General features: G+C 68.4%; 18 protein-coding genes. 9 read left to right on the top strand and 9 right to left on the bottom strand.

What is annotated here, in order from left to right; all coding sequences use genetic code 11:
• The first annotated feature begins 2 nt into the window (after positions 1-2).
• The 6 genes from nagZ to ACUVWL_RS02115 all read left to right on the top strand — a co-directional run bounded on the left by nagZ (position 3) and on the right by ACUVWL_RS02115 (position 4,532).
• The gene (nagZ, locus tag ACUVWL_RS02090; protein WP_014647990.1) at positions 3-1,010 is read left to right on the top strand and encodes a beta-N-acetylhexosaminidase; all 1,008 of its coding nucleotides are present in this window, start codon (positions 3-5) and stop codon (positions 1,008-1,010) included.
• Positions 1,010-1,564, top strand: coding sequence for a hypoxanthine-guanine phosphoribosyltransferase (locus ACUVWL_RS02095; RefSeq protein ID WP_014038078.1), 555 nt, complete (start codon positions 1,010-1,012; stop codon positions 1,562-1,564). Before nagZ ends, ACUVWL_RS02095 begins: the two co-directional genes overlap by 1 nt.
• 82 nt (positions 1,565-1,646) lie before the next feature.
• The gene (locus ACUVWL_RS02100; protein WP_111206836.1) at positions 1,647-2,393 is read left to right on the top strand and encodes an S-methyl-5'-thioinosine phosphorylase; all 747 of its coding nucleotides are present in this window, start codon (positions 1,647-1,649) and stop codon (positions 2,391-2,393) included.
• An 88-nt stretch (positions 2,394-2,481) separates the two neighbouring features.
• Positions 2,482-2,688: a cold-shock protein gene (locus ACUVWL_RS02105; protein WP_005410590.1), complete on the top strand. Its 207-nt coding sequence runs from the start codon at positions 2,482-2,484 to the stop codon at positions 2,686-2,688.
• A gap of 125 nt (positions 2,689-2,813) precedes the next feature.
• Positions 2,814-4,082 carry an FAD-dependent oxidoreductase gene (locus tag ACUVWL_RS02110; protein ID WP_111206837.1) on the top strand — a complete coding sequence of 423 codons (1,269 nt, stop codon included), beginning with the start codon at positions 2,814-2,816 and terminating at the stop codon, positions 4,080-4,082.
• Positions 4,083-4,262: 180 nt separating this feature from the next.
• A complete protein-coding gene (locus ACUVWL_RS02115) occupies positions 4,263-4,532 on the top strand; it encodes a hypothetical protein (RefSeq protein ID WP_014647988.1) in 270 nt (89 codons plus the stop codon).
• Between the two features lies 1 nt (position 4,533).
• On the opposite strand, the gene pdeM is transcribed toward ACUVWL_RS02115, so the two are convergent.
• The 4 genes from pdeM to ACUVWL_RS02135 are packed head-to-tail and all read right to left on the bottom strand — an operon-like array spanning position 4,534 to position 10,223.
• Positions 4,534-5,175 (bottom strand): ligase-associated DNA damage response endonuclease PdeM, encoded by a 642-nt coding sequence (gene pdeM / locus ACUVWL_RS02120; RefSeq protein ID WP_049442336.1) that lies wholly within the window; start codon positions 5,173-5,175, stop codon positions 4,534-4,536.
• Positions 5,165-7,624, bottom strand: coding sequence for a ligase-associated DNA damage response DEXH box helicase (locus ACUVWL_RS02125; protein WP_049442337.1), 2,460 nt, complete (start codon positions 7,622-7,624; stop codon positions 5,165-5,167). The genes pdeM and ACUVWL_RS02125 overlap by 11 nt, the downstream gene beginning before the upstream one ends.
• A complete protein-coding gene (locus ACUVWL_RS02130) occupies positions 7,621-9,228 on the bottom strand; it encodes an ATP-dependent DNA ligase (protein WP_014647985.1) in 1,608 nt (535 codons plus the stop codon). Before ACUVWL_RS02130 ends, ACUVWL_RS02125 begins: the two co-directional genes overlap by 4 nt.
• Positions 9,225-10,223 (bottom strand): ligase-associated DNA damage response exonuclease, encoded by a 999-nt coding sequence (locus ACUVWL_RS02135; protein ID WP_046431930.1) that lies wholly within the window; start codon positions 10,221-10,223, stop codon positions 9,225-9,227. The genes ACUVWL_RS02130 and ACUVWL_RS02135 overlap by 4 nt, the downstream gene beginning before the upstream one ends.
• Before the next feature lie 113 nt (positions 10,224-10,336).
• Here ACUVWL_RS02135 and ACUVWL_RS02140 point away from each other — a divergent pair, with 113 nt between their 5' ends.
• The gene (locus tag ACUVWL_RS02140; RefSeq protein ID WP_049442339.1) at positions 10,337-11,974 is read left to right on the top strand and encodes an acyl-CoA dehydrogenase family protein; all 1,638 of its coding nucleotides are present in this window, start codon (positions 10,337-10,339) and stop codon (positions 11,972-11,974) included.
• A gap of 112 nt (positions 11,975-12,086) precedes the next feature.
• On the opposite strand, the gene ACUVWL_RS02145 is transcribed toward ACUVWL_RS02140, so the two are convergent.
• The 3 genes from ACUVWL_RS02145 to ACUVWL_RS02155 form a co-directional block, all read right to left on the bottom strand.
• The gene (locus tag ACUVWL_RS02145) at positions 12,087-12,497 is read right to left on the bottom strand and encodes a hypothetical protein (RefSeq protein ID WP_014647982.1); all 411 of its coding nucleotides are present in this window, start codon (positions 12,495-12,497) and stop codon (positions 12,087-12,089) included.
• Between the two features lie 156 nt (positions 12,498-12,653).
• Positions 12,654-12,995 (bottom strand): hypothetical protein, encoded by a 342-nt coding sequence (locus ACUVWL_RS02150; protein WP_005418203.1) that lies wholly within the window; start codon positions 12,993-12,995, stop codon positions 12,654-12,656.
• 124 nt (positions 12,996-13,119) lie between these two features.
• Complete coding sequence (locus ACUVWL_RS02155) at positions 13,120-14,295, bottom strand: thiolase family protein (protein ID WP_014647981.1); 1,176 nt, start codon at positions 14,293-14,295, stop codon at positions 13,120-13,122.
• A 182-nt stretch (positions 14,296-14,477) separates the two neighbouring features.
• On the opposite strand from ACUVWL_RS02155, the gene ACUVWL_RS02160 reads away from it, so the two are divergent.
• The gene (locus ACUVWL_RS02160) at positions 14,478-17,321 is read left to right on the top strand and encodes a S8 family serine peptidase (RefSeq protein WP_445978779.1); all 2,844 of its coding nucleotides are present in this window, start codon (positions 14,478-14,480) and stop codon (positions 17,319-17,321) included.
• Positions 17,322-17,368: 47 nt separating this feature from the next.
• On the opposite strand, the gene ACUVWL_RS02165 is transcribed toward ACUVWL_RS02160, so the two are convergent.
• A complete protein-coding gene (locus ACUVWL_RS02165; RefSeq protein WP_008264553.1) occupies positions 17,369-18,466 on the bottom strand; it encodes a Glu/Leu/Phe/Val dehydrogenase dimerization domain-containing protein in 1,098 nt (365 codons plus the stop codon).
• Between the two features lie 278 nt (positions 18,467-18,744).
• Here ACUVWL_RS02165 and ACUVWL_RS02170 point away from each other — a divergent pair, with 278 nt between their 5' ends.
• A complete protein-coding gene (locus ACUVWL_RS02170; protein ID WP_046431919.1) occupies positions 18,745-19,821 on the top strand; it encodes an HDOD domain-containing protein in 1,077 nt (358 codons plus the stop codon).
• Positions 19,822-19,824: 3 nt separating this feature from the next.
• Here the strand turns inward: ACUVWL_RS02170 and ACUVWL_RS02175 are convergent, their stop codons facing one another.
• A complete protein-coding gene (locus ACUVWL_RS02175; protein WP_445978780.1) occupies positions 19,825-21,417 on the bottom strand; it encodes a phospholipase D family protein in 1,593 nt (530 codons plus the stop codon).
• Positions 21,418-21,522: the final 105 nt, after the last annotated feature.

Genomic DNA, 21,522 nt, shown 5'->3' on the forward strand with positions numbered 1-21,522 from the left:
CCATGCTGCTGATCGGCGTTGCCGGCACCGAACTGACCGCCCAGGAACGTGACTGGCTGCAGCACGACGCCGTGGCCGGGGTGGTGCTGTTCAAGCGCAACTTCGCCTCGCGCCAGCAGGTGACCGATCTGAGTGCGGCGATCCGTGCCGCCGCCCCGCGCCCGCAGCTGATCTGCGTGGACCAGGAAGGCGGCCGTGTGCAGCGTTTCCGCGAGGGCTACAGCGCGCTGCCGCCGCTGCAGGACATCGGCGCGCTGTACGCCGCCGACCCGCAGCAGGCGCTGGCCCTGGCCGAGCAGCATGCCTGGCTGATGGCCAGCGAAGTACGTGCCAGCGGCCTCGACCTGAGTTTCGCGCCGGTGGTCGACCTTGGCCGCGGCAACCGCGCCATCGGCAACCGTGCCTTCAGTGAAGACCCGCAGGTGGTGGCCGCGTTCACCGCCGCCTATGTGCGCGGCATGCATGCGGTCGGCATGGCCGCCACGCTCAAGCATTTCCCCGGCCACGGCACCGTGCTGGAAGACACCCACGTCGATACCGCGATCGACCCTCGCGCGCTGGACGAACTGCGCGCCCAGGACCTGGTGCCGTTCCAGGCCGGCATCGCCGCCGGTGCCGATGCGGTGATGATGGCGCACGTGATCTATCCGCAGGTGGCGCCGGAGCCGGCCGGCTATTCCCCGCGCTGGATCCAGGACATCCTGCGTGGCGAGCTCGGCTTCCGTGGCGTGGTGTTCTCCGATGACATCGGCATGGCCGCCTCGCACAGTGCCGGTGGCGTGCCGGCACGCGTGCACGCGCACCTGGATGCCGGCTGCGACGTGGTGCTGGTCTGCCACCCGGAACTGGTCGATGAAGCCCTGCACGCGGTGCAGGGACGCTCCCTCAATACTGCTGCGCTGCTGGGCCTGCTTGGCCGCGGCGCGCTCGGCTGGGACGGCCTGCTGGCCGACGCCCGCCATGGCGACACTCAATCCCGTCTGCTTGAAACCCTTGGAAGAACCGTCTGATGCCCAACCTCACCATTTCCCAGGCCCTGGCCCAGGCTGACCTGCTGGTCGACCGCCCCACCATCGACAAGGCCATCGCTGGTATCGCCGACGCCATCGCGCGCGATTACAAGGGCGAGGTGCCGCTGTTCCTGTCCATCATGCATGGTGCGCTGCCGTTCGCCGGCCAGCTGGCGCTGGAACTGGGCGCGCGCGGCCAGGACGTGCAGTTCGATTACCTGCACGCGACCCGCTACCGCGGTGAAACCACCGGCGGAGACCTGGTCTGGAAGCACAAGCCGGCCACCTCGCTGTTCGGCCGCCGCGTGCTGCTGATCGACGACATCCTCGACGAGGGCTACACCCTGCAGGGCGTCCGCACCTGGTGCCTGGAGCAGGGCGCGACCGACGTGCGCATCGCCGCGATGACCGTGAAGAAGCACGACCGCGCACTGCCGGACGTGACCGCCGACTACGCCGGCATCGAGCTGCCGGACCGCTACGTGTTCGGCTTCGGCATGGACGTCAACGAGACCCTGCGCTGCGTGCCGGCGATCTACGCAATGAAGGAGTAACGGCGCAGCTGCCTGCGGCGCGTCTTCTTCCACCGCCGGCATCCTCGGGTGCCGGCGTTCGTCTTTCCATGGAGTGCTTTGAATGCAACAGATCGCCCTGGCCGTGATCGGCGGTACCGGTGTCTACAACCTGGCCAAGCTCGACGACGTGCAGACCCACGAGGTCGACACCCGCTTTGGCCGCCCGTCCGGCCCGGTGCGCGTGGGCACGCTGCTCGGCCATCGCGTGGCGTTCCTGGCGCGGCATGGCGAGGGGCACTCACTGCCGCCGCACAAGATCAACTACCGCGCCAACCTGGCCGCACTGCAGCAGCTGGGCGCGCAGCGCGTGCTGGCATTGAACACGGTGGGTGGCATCACCGAAGACTTCGGCCCGCGCGTGCTGGCCTGCCCGGACCAGATCATCGACTACACCTGGGGCCGCATCAGCACGATCTGTGAAGAAGAAGGCACCGACGTGGTCCACGTCGATTTCGGCCACCCCTATACGCCGATGCTGCGCAGCAAGATCCTGGCGGCAGCGAAAGTGACCGGCGTCACGGTCCATGACGGTGGCTGCTACGGCGCGACGCAGGGCCCGCGCCTGGAGACCATCGCCGAGATCGCCCGCATGCGCCATGACGGCTGCGACCTGGTAGGCATGACCGGCATGCCGGAGGCCGCGCTGGCACGCGAGCTGGGGCTGGATTACGCCTGCCTGGCAATCATCGCCAACTGGGCCGCCGGCTGCGGTGATGGCGAGGAGATTACGATGGCCGAAGTACTGGCGAACGTGCAGGCGGCCAGCAACGGACTTCCGGAACTGGTGGGCGAATTGGCGCGGGGGTGATTGTCTTCCCCGAGCAAGCTTTGCATACTCAGCTTGTGCGCGGGTTCAGCGTACACCACCCATTCATTGCATAAGGTCTCGCATCACCATGCCGAACGGTACCGTCAAGTGGTTCAACGACGCCAAGGGATTTGGCTTCATCTCGCCGGAGGATGGCAGCGCCGACGTGTTCGCGCACTTCTCCGCCATCAACTCCAAGGGCTTCCGCAGCCTGCAGGAAGGCCAGCGTGTCACCTATGACGTGACCCAGGGCCCGAAGGGTGCCCAGGCTTCGAACATCACGCCGGCCGAGTGATCCACTCGACAGTGCGTTGAAAACCCCGCTTCGGCGGGGTTTTTTTTGCGTCGCGACGGGCATTGCGGCGCTGTGGACAGGGTTCCAGGTGGCCATCCGGATTTGCGCTCGGGCACAATGCGCCGATGAAGGAACGACTGCGCATCGCCGTGATCGGCTACGGCACCGCTGGACAGGCATTGTCCATCCTGCTCTCTCGTGATGGCCACGAGGTGGAGATCTTCGAACGCGTGCCCTCGCCGGGGCCGGTTGGCGCCGGCTTCCTGCTGCAGCCCAGCGGCCTGCAGGTGCTGTGGCAGATGGGCCTGCTTGATGCCGTGCGCGCGCATGCGGCGCCGGTGCACCGTCTTTATGGCGATACACCGTGCGAGCGCACGGTGATGGACATGCGCTATGACGGCCTGGACGCGCGCCTGCACGGCCTCGGCATGCAGCGTGGGGCGCTGTTCTCGCTGCTGGACGGGGCGCGTGCGGGTGCGGGCCAGCTGCATGCCGGCGTCACCATCGCCGCAGTGGATGCCGCACAGGGCCGCCTGCATGACAGTGAGGGCCGCATGCATGGGCCGTTCGACCTGGTGGTGGCCGCCGATGGTGCGGCTTCGACGCTGCGCGGCTCGATCGAAGGCGGCACCGGGCTGGACCGCGTGTATCCCTGGGGCGCACTGTGGTGCCTGCTGCCGGCCGAGGACTGGCCGCACCTGCAGGAGCTGCGGCAGCGCTACGTGGCCGCGCGCAAGATGATCGGGCTGCTGCCGGTCGGTACGCGGCCAGGTGATGACACGCCGCGCCTGAGCTTCTTCTGGAGCCTGCCACGCGCCGACTTCGAACGATGGCAGGCCGATGGCATGACGCCCTGGCTGGACGAGCTGCACGCGCTGTGGCCGCAGGCCAGCGCGCGCTTTGCGCATCTGCATGATGCCGGCCAGCTGGCGCGCGCGGTCTACCGTGACGCCGTGATGACGCGCTGGCATTGCGGCCGCATGGTGCTGGCCGGCGATGCCGCACATGCGATGAGCCCGCAGCTGGGGCAGGGCGTGAACATGGCGCTGCTCGATGCGCTGGCATTGCGCGATGCCGTGCGCGCACATGGCGGGGGAGGCGCTGCATTGCAGGCCTACCAGGCGCAGCGCAGGGCGCACGTTGCGGTCTACCAGCGCTGGAGCCGTTGGCTGACGCCGCTGTTCCAGTCTGATCGCGATGCCTGGGCAAAGGCGCGCGACGTGCTGCTCGGGCCGATGGGGCGCCTGCCGGGTGGGCGTGGCCACATGCTGCGCGTGCTCAGCGGTACCCAGCATGGCTGGTTCGGTTCGCTTGCGCTGGATCCGGCATTTGTCGACGCGTTGGCTGCAAGGGCGCAGATGCCTGGCATCAGCGCGATCACTGCGAATGCGTGAAGCGCGCTGTCACGCGAATTAACGGTTGCCTCACCGTGTATATGCGAGAAGTAGGTTGCACGCGATTGCGCGTCGCCCGTTTTCCTTTCCGTGATTGACATCGCGCGTGGCCCGGGCGGCGCTGCCGTTGCGGCCTGTCGCGGCCCGGACGTGCCGCCTGTTGTTGAAGAGGAGGACGCCATGTGGTTCGCGGTCGAGGAGCTGGAATCGGAAATCTGCAAGCTGCGCGGACTGTTGCAGATGCTGCACGAGGACCAGCCCGACGTACTGGAGGACGTGTTCGAATTCCATGTGGGCAGCTTGATCAGTCATGCATCGCCGGAGCACCACGGACGCATCCGCGCCTGCGCACAGGAGATGCTGGCGGCAATCCAGGCCTTGCCGCGGCGACGTGAAGTTGACACGCCTGAGTTCCAGTTGATGCCGCAGCTGGACATTCGTCCGGCCTGATTCAAGCCACTGGCAGTTCCACCAGGCCGTTTTCCACGCAGGCGATCATCTGTTCGCCGCTGGCGGGAGCAGGCACGATTCCGGCGGTGAACGCGGAAAAGGCCGGCAGGACCGTCATCCGCTCGCGCAGCCAGAAGGCCGGGAAGCGCCGGCGCAATGCGGGCAGTGCGACCTGCGGATGCAGGTGGCCTGCGAGCACGTGCCACGCCGGGTCTGCGCACGGTTCATGGCGCAGCAGGAACGGCGCCAGCCGCACCTCCTCGTGGATCTGCACCTGCAGCTGGGCATGCGGTAGCTGCCGGTCATGATTTCCGCGCAGGACATGCACGTCCAGTGCGGTGTTGCGTTCGCGCCAGCCGAGCCATTGCTGGTACCAGGCGGCGCGATGCGCCGGCCCATGCAGGATGTCGCCCAGGATCCACAGTTCGCGGCAGGCGTGCCTGTCCAGCAGACCCTGCAGGCGTTGCAGGTCTTCGCCGGTTCCGCCGCTGGGCAGCGCGATGCCGGCGCGGCGGAACACATCGGCCTTGCCCAGGTGCAGGTCCGCGATCAGCAGCGCCTGCCGCGCCGGCCAGTAGAGTGCGCGTGCCCCCGCCAGGGTCACCGGTTCGCCGGCAAGCAGCAGCGGTATTTCATCGGCCATGGCGACGTTCCAGCTGCTGGGCCGCGCGTTGCACGCGGGTACGCCAGTCCTCGTTGCTGAACTGTCCGCGCAGGCGTTCGGCCCACAGTGGAAAGCCCAGGGGCGTCAGCGATGCGGGGCGCTGCATCGACATGCGTCGCGCGCCGATCCGGACCAGCACCTGGCGCAGCCCCGGCAGGTCAAGGCTGTCATGCAGCACTTCGCGTTCGGCCAGCGCCAGCAGCAGGTGCTCGGGGTCATGCTCGCGCAATACGTCATACAGCAGGCCCGCCGAGGCCTGCAGCTGGCGCAGCGATCGCGGCATGCCCCCCGGCAGGCTGGGTACCAGCAGGCCTGCGACGCGCGCGATGCCACGGAACTGGCGCCGCGCAAGCTCGCCCAGGTTCACCGCCGCACGCAGATCGTCCAGCAGCTGATCGGTGGTGAACAACGCATGCCATTGCGCCGCGTCCAGGTCGATCGCCTGCGCCGGTGCCAGCACCAGGCCGTGATCATTCACGGCATAGCCGATGCTGTTGCGTTGCTGGCGGGTGCAGCGCAGTGCCAACAGGGCGGCCAGCGCCTCGTGCACGTGGCGTCCGGCGAAGGGATAGACGAAGAGGAACTGGCCTTCGCGGCGGCGTACGTCCTCCAGCAGCACGTGGTCCGGGCCGGGAAGCGCCGACACCTGCTGCTGAAGTGCCAGCAGCGGTGCCAGCCAGCGGGCTTCCGCGCTGTCGTCGGCGCCTGACAGCACCGACTCCAGTTCGCTGCCCAGTGCCATCGACAGCGGCAGCTGGCCTCCCTGCCAGCGGGGCACGACACCTTCACCGCGCCCTCGTGCCAGCCGCACGAAGGCGGTCATGTCGCGCAGCTGCACCAGCTCCAGCAGGCGCCCGGCGAACTGGAAGCGGTCTCCGCGGCGCAGGCGGCTGGCGAACTGTTCCTCCACGGCGCCGAGGCCGGCCCCGCGCAGGAACTGCACGCGCACGCTGCCATCGCTGCTGATGGTGCCGATCGACAGCCGGTGGCGTAGTGCCTGGCGCCGGTCGTGCATCCGGTAGCGGCCATCGGCGTCCTGCACGACCTTGTGGAAGTCAGGGTACTGGGCCAGGGCCTGGCCCCCCTGCACGATGAAAGTCAGCACGGCCTGCCACTGGTCCTCGGCCAGGGATGCGAACGCATGGGTGCGCCGGACCTGCGCCAGCAGCGCATCCCCGTGGAAGCCACCGGCCAGGGCACGGCTGACCGCATGCTGGGCCAGAACGTCCAGCGACAGCATCGGCGGCCTGCGTGCTTCGACCACGCCTTCGGCCAGTGCGCGACGCACGGCTGCGTACTCGGCCAGTTCCAGCGCATGGCTCGGCACGCAGAGGATCGCGCCACTGGCACCGGGACGATGGCGCGCACGTCCGGCGCGCTGGCGCAGGCGGGCGACGCCCTTCGGGCTGCCCAGCTGCAGTACCTGTTCGACCTCGGGAAAGTCCACGCCGAGGTCGAGGCTGGAGGTGGCGACCACGCAGCGCAGCGTTCCTGCACGCAGCCCGTCCTCCACCTGCTGGCGCAGCGCCGGATCCAGCGAACCGTGGTGCAGCGCAAGCGTGTCGTGTTCCTCGGGCCAAACCGACGCCAGCGCCTGATGCCACAGTTCTGCCTGTGCACGGGTGTTGGTGAAGAGCAGGCTGCTGCGTGCCTGCATCAATGCGTCCAGCACCCGCGGCAGTTGGGCCAGGCCCAGGTGCCCGGCCCAGGGAAAGCGTTCACCGGGTTCGGGCAGCAGGCTGCGCACCGTGGTCGCACGCGGGCGCACGCCCTGCACGATCGGCGCGTCGGGCTGTCCGGGCAGCAGCACGTCGCGCGCCTCATCCAGATTGCCCAGCGTGGCCGACAGCCCCCACAGCTGCAATGCAGGCGCGGCATCGCGCAGCACGGCCAGATTCAACTGCAGCAGGACGCCGCGCTTGTTGCCCAGCAGTTCGTGCCATTCGTCCACCACCACGCAGCGCAGCTGGCGCATGCGCGGCAGCGTATCCGGATAGCTCAACAGCAGCGCCAGCGATTCCGGCGTCGTGACCAGTACGTCGATGCGGCCCTCGCGTGCCTGTCGTCGTTCGCGGTTGCTGGCGTCACCGCTGCGCAGGCCGACACGCCATCCAAGCTGCAACCCATCGACCACGGCCTGCAGCGCACGCGCGGTGTCGCTGGCCAACGCGCGCAAGGGCGTCACCCACAGCACCTGCAGCGGGCGTACCGCACTGGCGCGGCGGGGCGAAGGCGGTGGGTCGATCATGGCCTGCAGCAGCGGTCCCCCGAACATCGCCAGTGTCTTGCCGCTGCCTGTGGGCGTGTGCAGCAACCCGGATCCGCCGGCGAGATAGTGCCGCCACATCGCGCGCTGGAACGGCAACGAGCGCCAGCCTTTCGACGCGAACCAGTCTTCCAGCCGGCGTAGTGCCTGGCTGCGGTTCATCGCGCCAGCGCCTGCAGGGTAGCCAGCTGATCGGCCTCGCTGGCTGGCTTGTCGTGGCGCCAGCGCAGGATGCGTGGAAAGCGTACGGCGATACCGGACTTGTGCCGGCTGCTGCGGTTGACCGCCTCGAAGCCCAGTTCGAAGACGTGTTCGGGGCGTACGCTGCGCACCGGGCCAAAGCGCTCGCGGGTATTGGCGCGGATCCAGCGATCAAGCGCGAGGATCTCCTTGTCATCCAGGCCCGAATAGGCCTTGGCCACCGGTACCAGCGTGTCGCCGTCCCAGACGCCGAAGGTGTAGTCGGTGTACAACGTGCTGCGCCGCCCATGGCCAGCCTGCGCGTACAGGAGCACTGCATCGATGGTGAGCGGATCGACCTTCCATTTCCACCAGTCACCGCGGCGTCGCCCGGCCTGGTAGGGTGAGGCACGACGTTTCAGCATCAGCCCTTCCACGCCACGTTCGCGTGCCACATCGCGCATCGCCGCCGCCTGCGGCCAGTCTTCGGCGGCAACGTCGGGTGAGAGCTGGATCCGTGCATCACCCAGGGCACCGACGACGTCGGCAAGCCGTGCACGCCGTTCCCGCAACGGCAACTCACGCAGGTCCGCGCCATCGTGTTCCAGCAGGTCATAGGCGAGCACGCGCACCGGCGTGTTGCGCAGGGTAGCCGCACCGGGCTTGCGGCGCTGGATGCGGGTCTGCAGCGCGGTGAATGCACGCGGCAGGTCCGTGGCTTCGTCCCACGCCAGCAGCTCTCCGTCCAGCACGCAGCCATCGGGAAGCGCCATCGCCGCCTGTTCGATTTCGGGGAAGCGACCATCCAGCCGCTCTTCGCCGCGTGACCACAATGCGACCTCGCCGCGCCGGCGCAGCAGCTGCAGGCGGATGCCATCCCACTTCCATTCCAGCAGCCAATCTTCGATGGAGCCGAGGCGTTCGGCAGGATCGCCTTCCAGTGGTGAGGCGAGAAAGAACGGGTAGGGTTGCTGCCGGTCCAGTGGCAGCTCATCCGGCGACAGCAGCTGGCCCAGCAGTGCGGGCGAGGGCACCCACTCGCCAAGCATGCGCTGGGCGATGCGCGCGATGTCCAGCCCGGACCACTCCGCCAGTGCCTGCTGCACCAGCCGCTGCGAGACGCCAACGCGCAGGGCGCCGGTCAGCAGCTTGTTGAACACCAGGCGTTCGCTGCTGCACAGCTGCTGCCAGCCCGCGACGACCGCCGCACGGCGTACCGCTTCGGGCTGGTTGGCCACCGCCAGCAGATGCTGTTCGATCCAATCCGCCAACGCACGGTCGGCGGCGGGCTGGGATGGATCATCCAGCAGCAGGGTCAACGTTTCGGCCAGGTCACCGACCTGCGCATAGCTGTCTTCCACCAGCCATGGCGGCAAGCCGGATTCTTCGGCAATCCAGGCGCGCAGTTCGCCACTGGCGGCGATCTTGCGGCGTGCGCCGCCCACCTTGCCACCGCTGAGCAGGTACAGCGCCCACGCCGCATCGTGCGCGCCTGCCTGGCGGAAGTAATCGATCAATGCCGCACGCTTGTCCAGCGTGGCGGTGCTGCGGTCCAGGCGCTGGTAGAGCGCCGCGAAGGCCTTCATTCCTCGCTCCCGAAATCGGTACGGAAGGCTTCAGCCGCTACGCCGCGCTCGCGCAGGAAGGGAATCAACGCATCGGTATTGCCATGGGTCGCGATCACCCGCTGCGCGCCGGTCTGTTCGATGGTCTGCAGCAGTGCGGGCCAATCGGCGTGATCGGAAATGACGAAGCCACGATCGACGTTGCGGCGACGCCGGTTGCCGCGCAGCTGCATCCAGCCCGAGGCGAAGCCCAGCTGGTAGCGGCCGAAGCGGCGCATCCACGGCGTGCCGGCGGCCGAGGGCGGGGCGAGGATCAACTGGCCGGCGGCATCCGGCTGGCGACCCTGCTCGGCCACCGCCAGCGTCTCCAGCATTGGCACGTTGGCCTGCCGATACACCTCCACACCATTGGCGATGGCACCGTGCAGCCAGGCCGGGCGATCGTCCAGCGGCAGCAGTTCGGCCAGTACCCGTTGCGCCTTGCCCAGTGCATAGCACAGCAGGATGGCAGCTTCGCCGCGCTGTTCGCATTCGCGGCGCCACGCCACGATCTCCGCAGCGACGGTGGGCGTGTCCGGCCAACGATAGATCGGCAGGGCAAAGGTGGCCTCGGTGATGAAGGTATCGCAGGGCACCACTTCGAACGGCGCACAGGTTGGATCAGGCTGGCGCTTGTAGTCGCCGGACGCCACCCAGACCTGCTGCCCGTCGTCGATGCGCACCTGCGAAGACCCCAGCACATGGCCGGCGGGATGCAGCGATACCTGCACCCGGCCCAGGCGGAACGGCACGCCCTCGGCATGCGCCTGCACCGGCACATCGCCCAGGCGCCAGCGCAGGATCGGCAGGCTGCCGTCGCTGCAGTGGTATTCGCCCATGCCCGGGCGTGCGTGATCGCCGTGGCCATGGGTGATGACCGCGCGCGGGACCGGTCGCCAGGGATCGATGTGGAAATCACCGGCGGCGCAGTACAGCCCTTCGGGGCGCAGGACCACCAGATCGTCATTGACTGCCATGCGGTCACTGTGGCCGGCCGCTCGTGCACAGGGTGAGAATCGGCCTGAACACGGGCTTGGCAGGCGATGCGGCACAATCGAACCGCAGATCTCTTGCCGCCAGGACGGACCGGATGAGTGGACCCAGCTTCAGCAGCAATGCGCCCTACGAAACCCATGTGGTGCTGAACCAGCCGCCGTCGTTCGCGGGGCGCCAGTTGTGGACCGATGACGTGGCGCTGATGGAGGCGGTGCAGCGCGAAGGCGCTGGCGGCTTCGCGCCGCGGCTGGCGGTCTATGGTGCGCTGGCGGGTGACGAACTGTACGGGCTCGGCTTCGATGCCAACCGCGATCGGCCGCGCCTGCGCACGCATGATGCGCAGGGCCATCGCATCGATACGGTGGAGTTCCATCCGGCCTATCACCAGTTGATGGGCACAGCGAAATCGCACGGGGTCGCCGGGTTGTCCTGGCACGAGCCGCAACCGGGCGGGCATGTCGCGCGCGCGGTGTTGAGCTACCTGCACCACCAGGCCGAGGCTGGCACCAGTTGCCCGTTGACGATGACCCATGCGGCAGTTGCGGTGCTGCACACGCAGCCGCACCTGGCCGAGTGGGCGCGCAAGGCCGCAGCGCCGGTCTATGACCCGCGCGATGTACCGGTGGCGGACAAGGCCGGCATCACGCTGGGCATGGGCATGACCGAGAAGCAGGGAGGCTCGGATGTGCGTGCCAACAGCACGCGCGCTGAACCGATCGATGGCGAGCGCTATCGCCTGGTCGGTCACAAGTGGTTCTTTTCCGCACCGATGTGCGATGGCTTCCTGGTGCTGGCGCAGGCGCCGGGAGGACTGACCTGCCTGCTGATGCCGCGCCGGCTGGCCGACGGCGACCGCAACGCATTCCGGTTGATGCGCTTGAAGGACAAGCTTGGCGATTGGGCCAATGCCTCCAGCGAAGTCGAGTTCTGCGGGGCACAGGCGTGGCGCGTGGGCGAGGAGGGGCGGGGCGTGGCCACCATCATCGGCATGGTGATGATGACCCGCCTGGACTGCATGCTGGGCGCGGCGGCGGAAATGCGCATGGCGCTGGCGCAGGCGCTGCATCACGCACGTCATCGCCGCACGTTCGGCAAGCTGCTGGTCGAGCACCCGTTGATGACCAATGTGCTGGCCGACCTGGCACTGGAGTCGGAAGCGGCCACAGTGCTGTCGATGCGCATCGCGCGTGCGGTGGACCGGGCCGGCGTGGATGCCAACGAAGCCGCGTTGGCGCGTGTGGGGACGGCGCTGGGCAAGTACTGGTTGTGCAAGCGCGCGCCGGCCTTCGTCAATGAAGCACAGGAATGCCTGGGCGGCGCGGGCTATGTGGAGGAATCGATGCTGCCGCGGCTGTACCGGCAGGCACCGTTGAATTCGATCTGGGAAGGAAGCGGCAACATCCAGTGTCTGGACGTGCTGCGCGCGCTGGCGCGCGAACCGGAGGCGCTGGCGGCGCTGCGCGCTGAACTGGCGGCGGTGGCCGATCGTGATGCGCGCTACGCAGCGGCTTTGCAGCGGTGGGCAGCAGCACCGCCACCGGATGAGTCGCAGGCGCGGCTGTTCTGCGAGCGCACAGTGCTGTTGTTGCAGGCCGCGCTGCTGTTGCGTGCGCAAAGTCCGATGGCAGAGGCGTTCGTGCGCAGCCGGCTGCAAGCGGAGCATGGGCTGGTGTTCGGGACCCTGCCGACGGGCGTGGATCTGTCGGCGATGCTGGTGCGCGCGCTGCCGTAGGAGCGCCCACCACGGAATCAACGGAAAAAACGCAAAGCGAAAAGCAGAAAAGCCGCGGCAGTGCCGCGGCTTTTCCTGTAGCGCCGGGCCCATGCCTGGCTGCCGGTACGCCTCAGTGCTTGGCTTCTTCCTTGGCGGCGTTCGCCTTCGCGTCATTGGCGACATCGCGGGCCTTGTCGGCCACCTTCTGTGCGGCGTTGGCAGTCGCGTCGCTGGCGTGTGCGGCGGCGTCGGTTGCGGCGTCCTTGGCCTTGTCGGCAGCGTTGGCGGTGGCGTCTGCAGCCTTGTCCAGCGCCTGCTGGGTATCGGCGGCGGCCTGCTCGGAGGCTGCAGCGGTCTTGTCGGCGGCGTCACGGGTAGCTTCTGCCGCCTTGTCGACGGCATCGCGGGCAGCCGCGCCGGCGCTGTCAGCGGCCTGCTGCGCGTCCTGCTTGGCCTGTTCGGCTTCCGGGCCCTTGCAGGCGGCCAGGGCCAGCAGCAGGGAGGCGGCCAGCAGGGTGGTGGTGATCGGGCGAATCTTCATGGCGGTCTCCGGTACTGCAATGGATGGGGACGCCAGCCTATTCATGCCGTTGTGAAGGTGGGGTCGCGATGCCCGCGCCGCGAGGTCGCAGTGGCGCAAAGAAAAAGCCGCTGGCGAACCAGCGGCTTTTCCGGAACAGCGTGAAGAAAGAAGTTATTACTTCTTGGCTTCTTCAGCAGCGTCCTTGGCCTGCTCAGCGGTAGCTTCGGCAGCCTTGGCAGCGTCCTTGGCTTCGCCAGCAGCAGCGTCGGTCGCGGCAGCAGCGGTGTTGGCAGCAGCGTCGGTCGCAGCGTCAGCAGCGGTGGCGGCGGTGTTGGCAGCCTGCTGGGCAGCGTCGGCGGTCTGGGCGCCGGCAGCGGCGGCCTGGTCGGCAGCAGCCTGGGCTTCGGTGGCGGCTTCGTTGGCCGAAGCAGCGGCGTCCTGGGCAGCTTCCTGCTTCGAGCAGGCGGCCAGGGCCAGAGCCAGGGACATCGCGACCAGCAGCTTGTTGATGCTCATTGTGTAAATCCTCGTCGTTAGAATTAGGCAACGCGCATGCTGCGCGCCGACAACATGATGACAAGCCAAGATTGGGTGTCAAGCGATCCCGCATTCATTTTTGCGAAATCATCGTTAAATCTTTTTAAATCAATTCGATGGCGATTGCCGTTGCTTCGCCGCCACCGATGCACAGGGTGGCAATGCCGCGCTTGCCACCGCGCGTGCGCAGGGCGTTGACCAGGGTCACCACCAGGCGTGCACCGGAGGCACCGATGGGATGACCCAGCGCGCAGGCACCGCCATTCACGTTCAGCTTGTCGTGCGGGATGCCCAGCTCACGCATCGGCGCCATTGCCACCACGGCAAAGGCCTCGTTGATCTCGAACAGGTCGATCTGGTCCAGCGACCAGCCGGTCTTGGCCAGCAGCGTGTGGATCGCGCCGATCGGGGCGGTGGTGAACCACTCCGGTTCCTGCGAATGGGTGGCGTGGCCGACGATGCGGGCCAGCGGAGTGATGCCACGGGCGGCCGCGTCTTCCTCGGTCAGCAGGACCACCGCGGCGGCGCCGTCGGAGATGCTGGAGGAACTGGCGGCGGTGACGCTGCCGTCCTTCTTGAAGGCCGGGCGCAGGGTCGGGATCTTGGCGATATCCGAGCGCCCCGGCTGCTCGTCGGTGGCGACCTCGACGTCACCCTTGCGGGTGGCTACCTTCACCGCGACGATCTCGTCGGCGAACGCACCGTTGGCCTGTGCGGCCTGCGCGCGCTTGACCGATTCGATCGCGTAGGCGTCCTGCTCCTCGCGGCTGAACTGGTACTTGTCCACGGCGCATTCGGCGAATTCGCCCATGGCCTTGCCGTCATAGGCGTTGACCAGGCCGTCGTGGGCCATGTGGTCGACCGCCTGGAAGTTGCCGAAGCGGTTGCCGGTACGGGAGTTCGGCAGCAGGTGCGGGGCGTTGGACATCGATTCCATGCCACCGGCGACCACGATGCTGGCCGAACCGGCCTTGATCAGGTCATGGCCGAGCATGATGGTCTTCATGCCCGAGCCGCACACCTTGTTGAGGGTGGTGGCGCCGGTCGACAGCGGAATGCCGGCGGCGATCGCCGCCTGGCGGGCGGGCGCCTGGCCGAGGTTGGCCGGCAGCACGCAGCCCATGAGGACCTCGGAGACGTCGCTGGCCGGTACGCCCGACTGTTCCAGGGCGGCAGCGATGGCGGCCGCGCCGAGGGTGGGGGTCGGCACGCCGTTGAACTGGCCGAGGAAGGAGCCGATGGCGGTGCGCTTGGCGGCGGCGATGACGATGTTGGACATGGCAATCTCGTTGATGCGTAAGCAATGTTCGGAAAGGAGACCGCGGACGTTGGAAGCGCCCCGGTTTCCCGGCAGACTGCGTGGGGGTCGGCCCAAGTATAGAGGGTCGGGGAGGGCCGCCGCTGGGCGGCACCGCACGCCTGCCGGGATGTAGGCAGGTCAACGTTCATGGGAAGGAATCGATGGAACGCACGACGATGGTTAGGTCCGCGCTGGCAACGGCGCTGGCGATGGCAATGACGGCATGTGGCGGCGGCGGAGGCGGCGGCAATGTCCGCATCGATCCCCCTCCGACCACCCCCACACCCCCAACGACGCCCCCTCCGACGGCACCGCCTCCGGCCAAGCCGCAGGAACCGGCCTTCGACGCGCACCTGTCAGTGACCAATGCGCGTGCCGCACAGGCCGCCGGCCTGACCGGGCAGGGCGTGCGCATCGGCATCGTCGACTCGGGCGTGCAGCGCAACGCAGCGGCATTGAACGGGCGGGTGGTGGGCAACCTCAACTACATCGATCCGGCGCGCAACAACCTGCTGGTGGACGACGTGGTGGGCCACGGCACGGCGGTAGCCAGCCTGGCCGCCGGCGCGCCGGTGGGAACCTGGCCGGGCGGCATCGCCCCCGGTGCGCAGATCGTTTCGGCGCGGATCATCGCCGACAAGCCGCCGGTCGATGACGGCAGCGGCAAGGGCAATTCCTTCAGCGGTCCGCTGGGCGTGGCGCAGGTCCACCAGGACCTGATCAGCTACAACGTGAAGGTGATGAACAACTCGTGGGGCGGCCTGTACTGGACCGACCTGCCGACCACCGCGCAGGTGGCGGCCGAGTACCGTCCGTTCGTCATCAACCATGGCGGCCTGGTGGTGTTCGCGGCCGGCAACGATGCGCGCACCGAACCGAGCAGCCTGGCCGCCCTGCCCAGCCAGCTGGGCGTTGCCGGCTCGCTGCCGGCGGCCGACCTGGAGCGCGGTTGGCTGGTGGCGACCGCAGTGGATCCCTATGCACCGGGCACGCTGGCCAGCTACGCCAATGCCTGCGGGCAGGCGGCGCGCTATTGCCTGGCGGCGCCGGGCAGCGCGGTCTATCCCGATGCCAATGGCAGCACCTACTACTGGAACTACGGGACGTCCTTCGCCGCCCCGTTGATCTCCGGCGCCGCCGCGCTGGTCTGGCAGCGCTACCCGTACTTCGACAACAACCTGGTGCGGCAGACCCTGCTGGGCACGGCCAAGGACATCGGCGCGCCCGGCGTGGATGCGGTGTTCGGCTACGGCCTGCTCGACATCTCGCGGGCGATCAAGGGCCCGGGCCGCTTCGACTGGGGTGATGTAGTGGCCAATGTCGATGCGCCATCGAGCGGCTCGCTGTGGAGCAACGACATCGTCGGCAGCGGCGGCCTGGTCAAGCAGGGCGGGGGCACCCTGGTGCTCGCAGGCAACAACAGCTACAGCGGCGCCACCCGCATCGAACGCGGCATCCTGTCGCTGCAGAACGGCGGTGTCATCCGTTCCAACGTGACCATCCTCGGCCAGCCCGACCCGGATTCGACCGGCCTGCAGTTCAATGGCGGCACGCCGCGCGTGATCGGCAACGTGGTCAACGGCAGCAGCGTGTTCCTGACCACCGGCAGCACCACCGGCACCATCGAGGGCAACTACACGCAGCAGGCGGGTGGCCAGTTGATGATCGCGCTCGGTGCCAATGCGCTGCAGGTGACCGGCACGGCCTCGATCAATGGTGGCGTGCGCGTGCATGGCTTCGTCTCCGGCTACGTGCCGCAGAACGGCAGCCGCCAGGACCTGGTCCATGCGGCCGGTGGCCTGAGCGGCACCTTCAGCAGCCCGGCCTCCTCCAGCGGCCTGCAGGGCCTGTCGCTGCTGCAGAGCAGCTATGGCTATGACAGCAACACTGCCTGGTTGAACCTGACCCAGGTGAGCGTGACGGCGGCGGCGACCGGGCTCGCGGCCTCGGCGCAGTCCGCGGCGCAACGACTGGAAGGTGCGTTCAGCGCACTCGATGGCAGTCCTGCGCTGCAGGGCTCGGCCTTCGGCACGGCGGCCGGTGCGCTGCAGTGGACCGGCGGTGGCAGCGAGGGCCTGGCAGCCAGCCTGCAGAGCCTGTCCGGGCAGGCGCATGCGCGGGCCGAGTCGGCCACCTTCGACAGCATCGACATGTCGCGCCGTGCGATCGCCGAGCGCTTCGATCGCGTGCAGGCGGCGCCGCGCCTGCGCGGGGCCTGGCAGAGCGCGCTCGGTGAGGCCGGGCAGGGCAGTTTTGCCGGCAATGCCGCCGACAGCCGTGGCTGGATGGCCGGCCAGGACCTGCCGCTGGGCAGCAATGGGCTGATGGGCGTGGCCTTTGGCGAGACCCGCAGCAATGGTGGCAGCAGCTTCGGCGGCGATCGTGGGCGTGATCGCCAGGCGCAGGCACAGTTGTACGCCGGTTGGAACCTGGGCCGGGGCTATGCGCTGGCGCAGGTCGGCAGCGGCCAGTTCACCCGTGCGCTGGATCGCCAGTTGCTGCTGGGTGCCGGTGCCTATGGTGTTTCCGCACGTTACGGCGGACGCTTCAGCAGTGCCAGCGTCGAAGGCGGCTATCGTTTTGGCCGCGCGGGCGCGTCGTTGACACCGTATCTGGGTGCCAGCACCACGCGCGTGGATACCGATGCCTTCAATGAGCTGGGTGGTTTCGGCTTCGGCCTGCGTGGCGACGCCAACCGCGTGCAGCGCAGCAAGATGCTGGCCGGTATCCGCGGCGAGCGCGGCTGGGGGCGCTGGACGCTGCGCGGGCACGCCGAGTGGCAGCAACGGCTCGACGGTGCCGATGCGGACTGGCAGGCCAGCTTCGTTGGTGTCGATGCCTGGGCACCCCTGGCGGGATGGGACGCACCGCGTGGCAGTGCGCTGTTCGGCGTGGCGCTGGAGTCGTGGTGGGGCCGCAATGGCCGCCTGAGCCTGGGCTTCGACCAGCGCGTCGGTGGCGAGGGCGCGCGCCAGGCGGCGCTGCGCTACAGCACCGGGTTCTGAGCGGGAGGTCGCGCCGGGACGTCAGCTCCGGCGCGACATCGGCAGGCTCAGCCGCCGCGCAGGTTGCCCAGGCGCGGGGTGCTGCGGCCCAGCGGCATCTTCAGCTTGCCGATCGACAGGATGCGGCTTTCGGCGATGCGGTCGGCCGCACGCTGCGGCGCGATGTTCTCGCGCTGCGACAGTTCGAAGATGCGGGTGAGGTTGTGATAGATGCTGCGGATCAGGCGCATCGCGCGTTCGCGGTTGTAGCCATCGATCTCCAGCGACACGTTCATCACGCCGCCAGCGTTGACCGCATAGTCCGGCGCATACAGGATGCCGCGCGCGTGCAGTTCATCGCCGATTTCCAGGCTCGACAGCTGGTTGTTGGCGGTACCGCAGATGATCTTGGCCTTGATCCGCGGCAGGGTGTCGGCGTTGATGGCGCCTTCCAGCGCGCACGGTGCGAACACGTCGGCGTTCACTTCGTGGATCTCGTCGGGCTTGACCGCTTCGGCGCCGAAATCGCTGACCGCGCGATCAACCAGTGCGCTGTCCAGGTCGGTGACATACAGCTTGGCACCGCGGTCGCGCAGCAGTTTCACCAGCTCCATGCCGATGTGGCCCAGGCCCTGCACCGCGATGCTGGTCTTGCCCACTTCCTCGTGGCCGAACTTGAAGCGCATCGCCGCCATCAGCGCCTGCAGCGCACCGTAGGCGGTGAACGGGGCCGGATCGCCGGAGCCGCCATGGACCTGGTGCACGCCGGTCACGAACTGGCTCTCCAGGTAGATGTTCTCCATGTCGTTGACGTCGGTGCCGACGTCTTCGGCGGTGATGTAGCGGCCGCCCAGCGAGTCGACGTAACGGCCGAAGGCGCGGAACAGCACCTCGGTCTTGTCCACCTTCGGGTCGCCGATGATCACCGCCTTGCCGCCACCGACGTTGAGGCCGGCCAGCGCATTCTTGTAGGTCATCGTCCGGCTCAGCCGCAGCACGTCGGCCAGTGCCTCGTCGGTGCTGGCGTAGGGGCGCATGCGCACGCCGCCCAGGGCCGGGCCCAGGGTGGTGTTGTGAATGGCGATGATCGCCTTCAGGCCGGCATCGTGGTTGTGGCAGAACACCACTTGTTCGTGGCCGGTGGTGGCGAGGGTTTCGAATAGCATGGCGTCTCCGATGGCGCGAACAGCGGCGAACTGCAGCGAACGGCCAGTGAACGGTAGGGTCCCAAAACAAAAAAAGCGACGTCGTCATGGCTGGGGGACGGGTCGCGCGGCGCCATTCTAGTCCATTCGCCCGGCCGTTGCCGTCGACGTCGGCGGCCGTCCGGTTAAAGAAGATGAAAGTGCGGCCGATGCTGCGACGACGGCGGGTGGCCGGATGGGCGTGAAGAGGCAGGGCGGTCAGTGACGGCAAGGGCATCACAACGACAGGACGGGCGGCGATGACAGCGGCATGGTGGCGATCGCTGCGCGGCTGGCTGACACGTTCGACCGGGACGGCACCGGCGCGGCTGGTTGCCGCATCCCGCCAGGCGGTGGCCGCCGCAGCCGCAAGCCTGCAGGGCGAGGCGCTGCCGTCGCCGGAGATCGCCGCTCACCTGCAACGCGGGCTGCATGCGCTTGCGTTGTACCCACGGCTGGCCGGCGAGCCAACGCCGGTGCAGGACCCAGGCCTGGGCGAGGCGGTGGCGCGCGCGCTGCAGGACCGCGACTGGGCGGCCAGGCAGCTGCCCCGCCGGCCGCAGCTGCTGCCGCAGCTGATCCAGACCGTCAACGACGATGCCGCCTCGGCCCGGGTGATGGCCGCGATCATCGGCCAGGACCCGGTGCTGACCGGCAACCTGCTGCGCATCGCCAACAGCCCGGCCTACAAGGTCCACGAGCGCCCGGTAGAGAGCCTGCAGCGGGCGGTGACCCTGGTCGGCACCGAGGGCGTGCGCCAGATCATCAGTGCGGTACTGGTGCAGCCGGTGATGCAGGTGCAATGCGAGGTGTTCCCGCAGTTCAGCGCGATCATCTGGGAGCACGCACTGCTGGCATCGCGTGCAGCGGCCGACCACGCACGCACGGTCACCTTCGGCGATGCCTTCGCCGCGCAGTGGCTGGGCCTGGTGCAGGGGCTGGGTGCGGCGCTGGTGATGCGCCAGCTGCTGCAGGAGGCACAGGCCCGTGGCGAGCCCGTGGAGCCGGCGTTGGCCCTGCAGCTGTTGCAGCAGTGGTCGTTGCCGCTGGCGCAGCGGGTCGCTGCCGCATGGGAGTTGCCTGAGCCGGTTCACCAGGCCTTGGCGGTGGATGCGGAAGGATCGTTGGCCGACAGCCTGCGCCTGGCCAGCGCGGCCGCAGCGGCCAGCCTGTTGTGCCGCCATGGGCATGCCAGCCAGAGCCGCATGCTGGCCCTGCTGGAGCAGCTGCCCTCGGCACCGCCGCATGCATTGCGCTGGATCTGGCGGCGCCTGCATGGGCGCAACGTGGAAACGCTGGACGAGGCCGGACAGGATGAGGCCACTCCGGCGTCCTGAGCGCTACAGCTGCGATTCCACCGGCAGCCAGCTGATCACCCGCGACAACCAGCGCTTGCGCGCCGTTGCCCCTGGCTCGGCCTCCACCCAGTGCGGTGGCGGTTCGCGCTCCAGCCAGCGCAACCGGCGGCGGTCGTCCAGTGCCAGCCACCAGCTGTGCCTGGGGTCAGCCAGGCGCAGGTATTCGTCCCGCAGCTGTGTACCCAGCACCGGATCGTCGAACAGCACACCCATTTCAGTGTTCAGGTAGGCCGAGCGCGGGTCCAGGTTGAAGGAGCCGACGAAACCGCGGCGGTCATCGATCAGGAATGCCTTGGTGTGCAGGCTCGCGCCGCTGCTGCCGAACACGCCGGCATCGCCCGACTGACCCTGTGCCTTCAGCTCGTACAGGTGGACGCCGGCTTCCAGCAGTGGCACGCGGTAGCCCATGTAGCCCCCGTGCACGGCGGCGACGTCGTTGGCGGCCAGCGAGTTGGTGACCACGCCCACCTGCACGCCCCGCCCGGCCATTGCCGAAAAGCCATCGAGGCCCTCGTTGCCGGGCACGAAGTAGGGCGAGATCAACAGGGCCTTGTGCCGGGCGGCCTGCAGCTCGCTGATCAGGGTCGACACCAGCCAGGTGGCGCGATCATCCCTGCGGTGCTTCATCGGCGGGTCCGACACGATGCGCACGGCACCGCTCCAGTGCAACGGCTCGGGGCTCGGGCGCTGCCGCTGGCGTGATTCGGCCACGCGCGCAAGGTAGGGGCGGGCCACGTCCCGCTGCGCCTCGTGGTCCGATTCGCGCACCAGCAGGCGCAGTTGTGCGTCGGTATGGAAGGCAAGCGCGGATACCGGAATGGCGGTTTCGCTGGTCCAGTAGTCGTCGAAGATCCGGTTGGCCTGCTCCACGGCGGGGCCGGCGACCAGCAGGTCCAGATCCTGGAAGTTCACGTCGGTGCGCGCGCTGAAGTACTCCTCGCCGATGTTGCGGCCACCGACGATCGCGACGCGGCCATCGGCGATCCAGCTCTTGTTGTGCATGCGGTGGTTCACGCTGAAGAAGCGCTGCACCATCTCCACCATGCGCAGGATGCCGGTCCGGTTGCGGAACGGGTTGTACAGGCGGATCTCGATGTTCGGATGGGCATCGAGCGCCATCATCAGCGCGTCCTTGTCCTTGGCATTCATGTCATCGAGCAGGATGCGCACGCGCACGCCGCGCTCGGCGGCGTCGTACAGCGCCTTGGCCATCAGGTGGCCGATCAGGTCGTCGTGCCAGATGTAGTACTGCAGGTCCAGGCTGCGGCCGGCCTGGGTGGTGATCATCGCGCGGGCGGCGAAGGCATCCATGCCATCGCTGAGGAAGGCCACGCCCGACTGGCCGGGATGGGCCGCCTGCAGCGGCACGATCTGCTGGTCGATGCGGGTCTGTGCCGGCTGCAGCGGCAGCACGTGCGAAGGCGCGCCATGCGCCTGCGGCGTGAGATGGTCGGCCAGCAGCAGCCCGGACAGGACCAGCAGCACCAGCACGGCGAGGATGATCGCAGCAACACGCAGCAGGCGTCGCCACAGCGGCTTGGGCAGGCTCATGCCCCGATGGTAGAGCCACGCCATGCGTGAAGGAATGCCTGCAGGATCGACAGGGGGTCAGAGCCCCTGCCTTCGGCACGGGATCCGACCCCCGGATCCCTCTCCACGGGAAAGGGCCCTGACCCGCAC

This window comes from Stenotrophomonas muris (assembly GCF_052751275.1).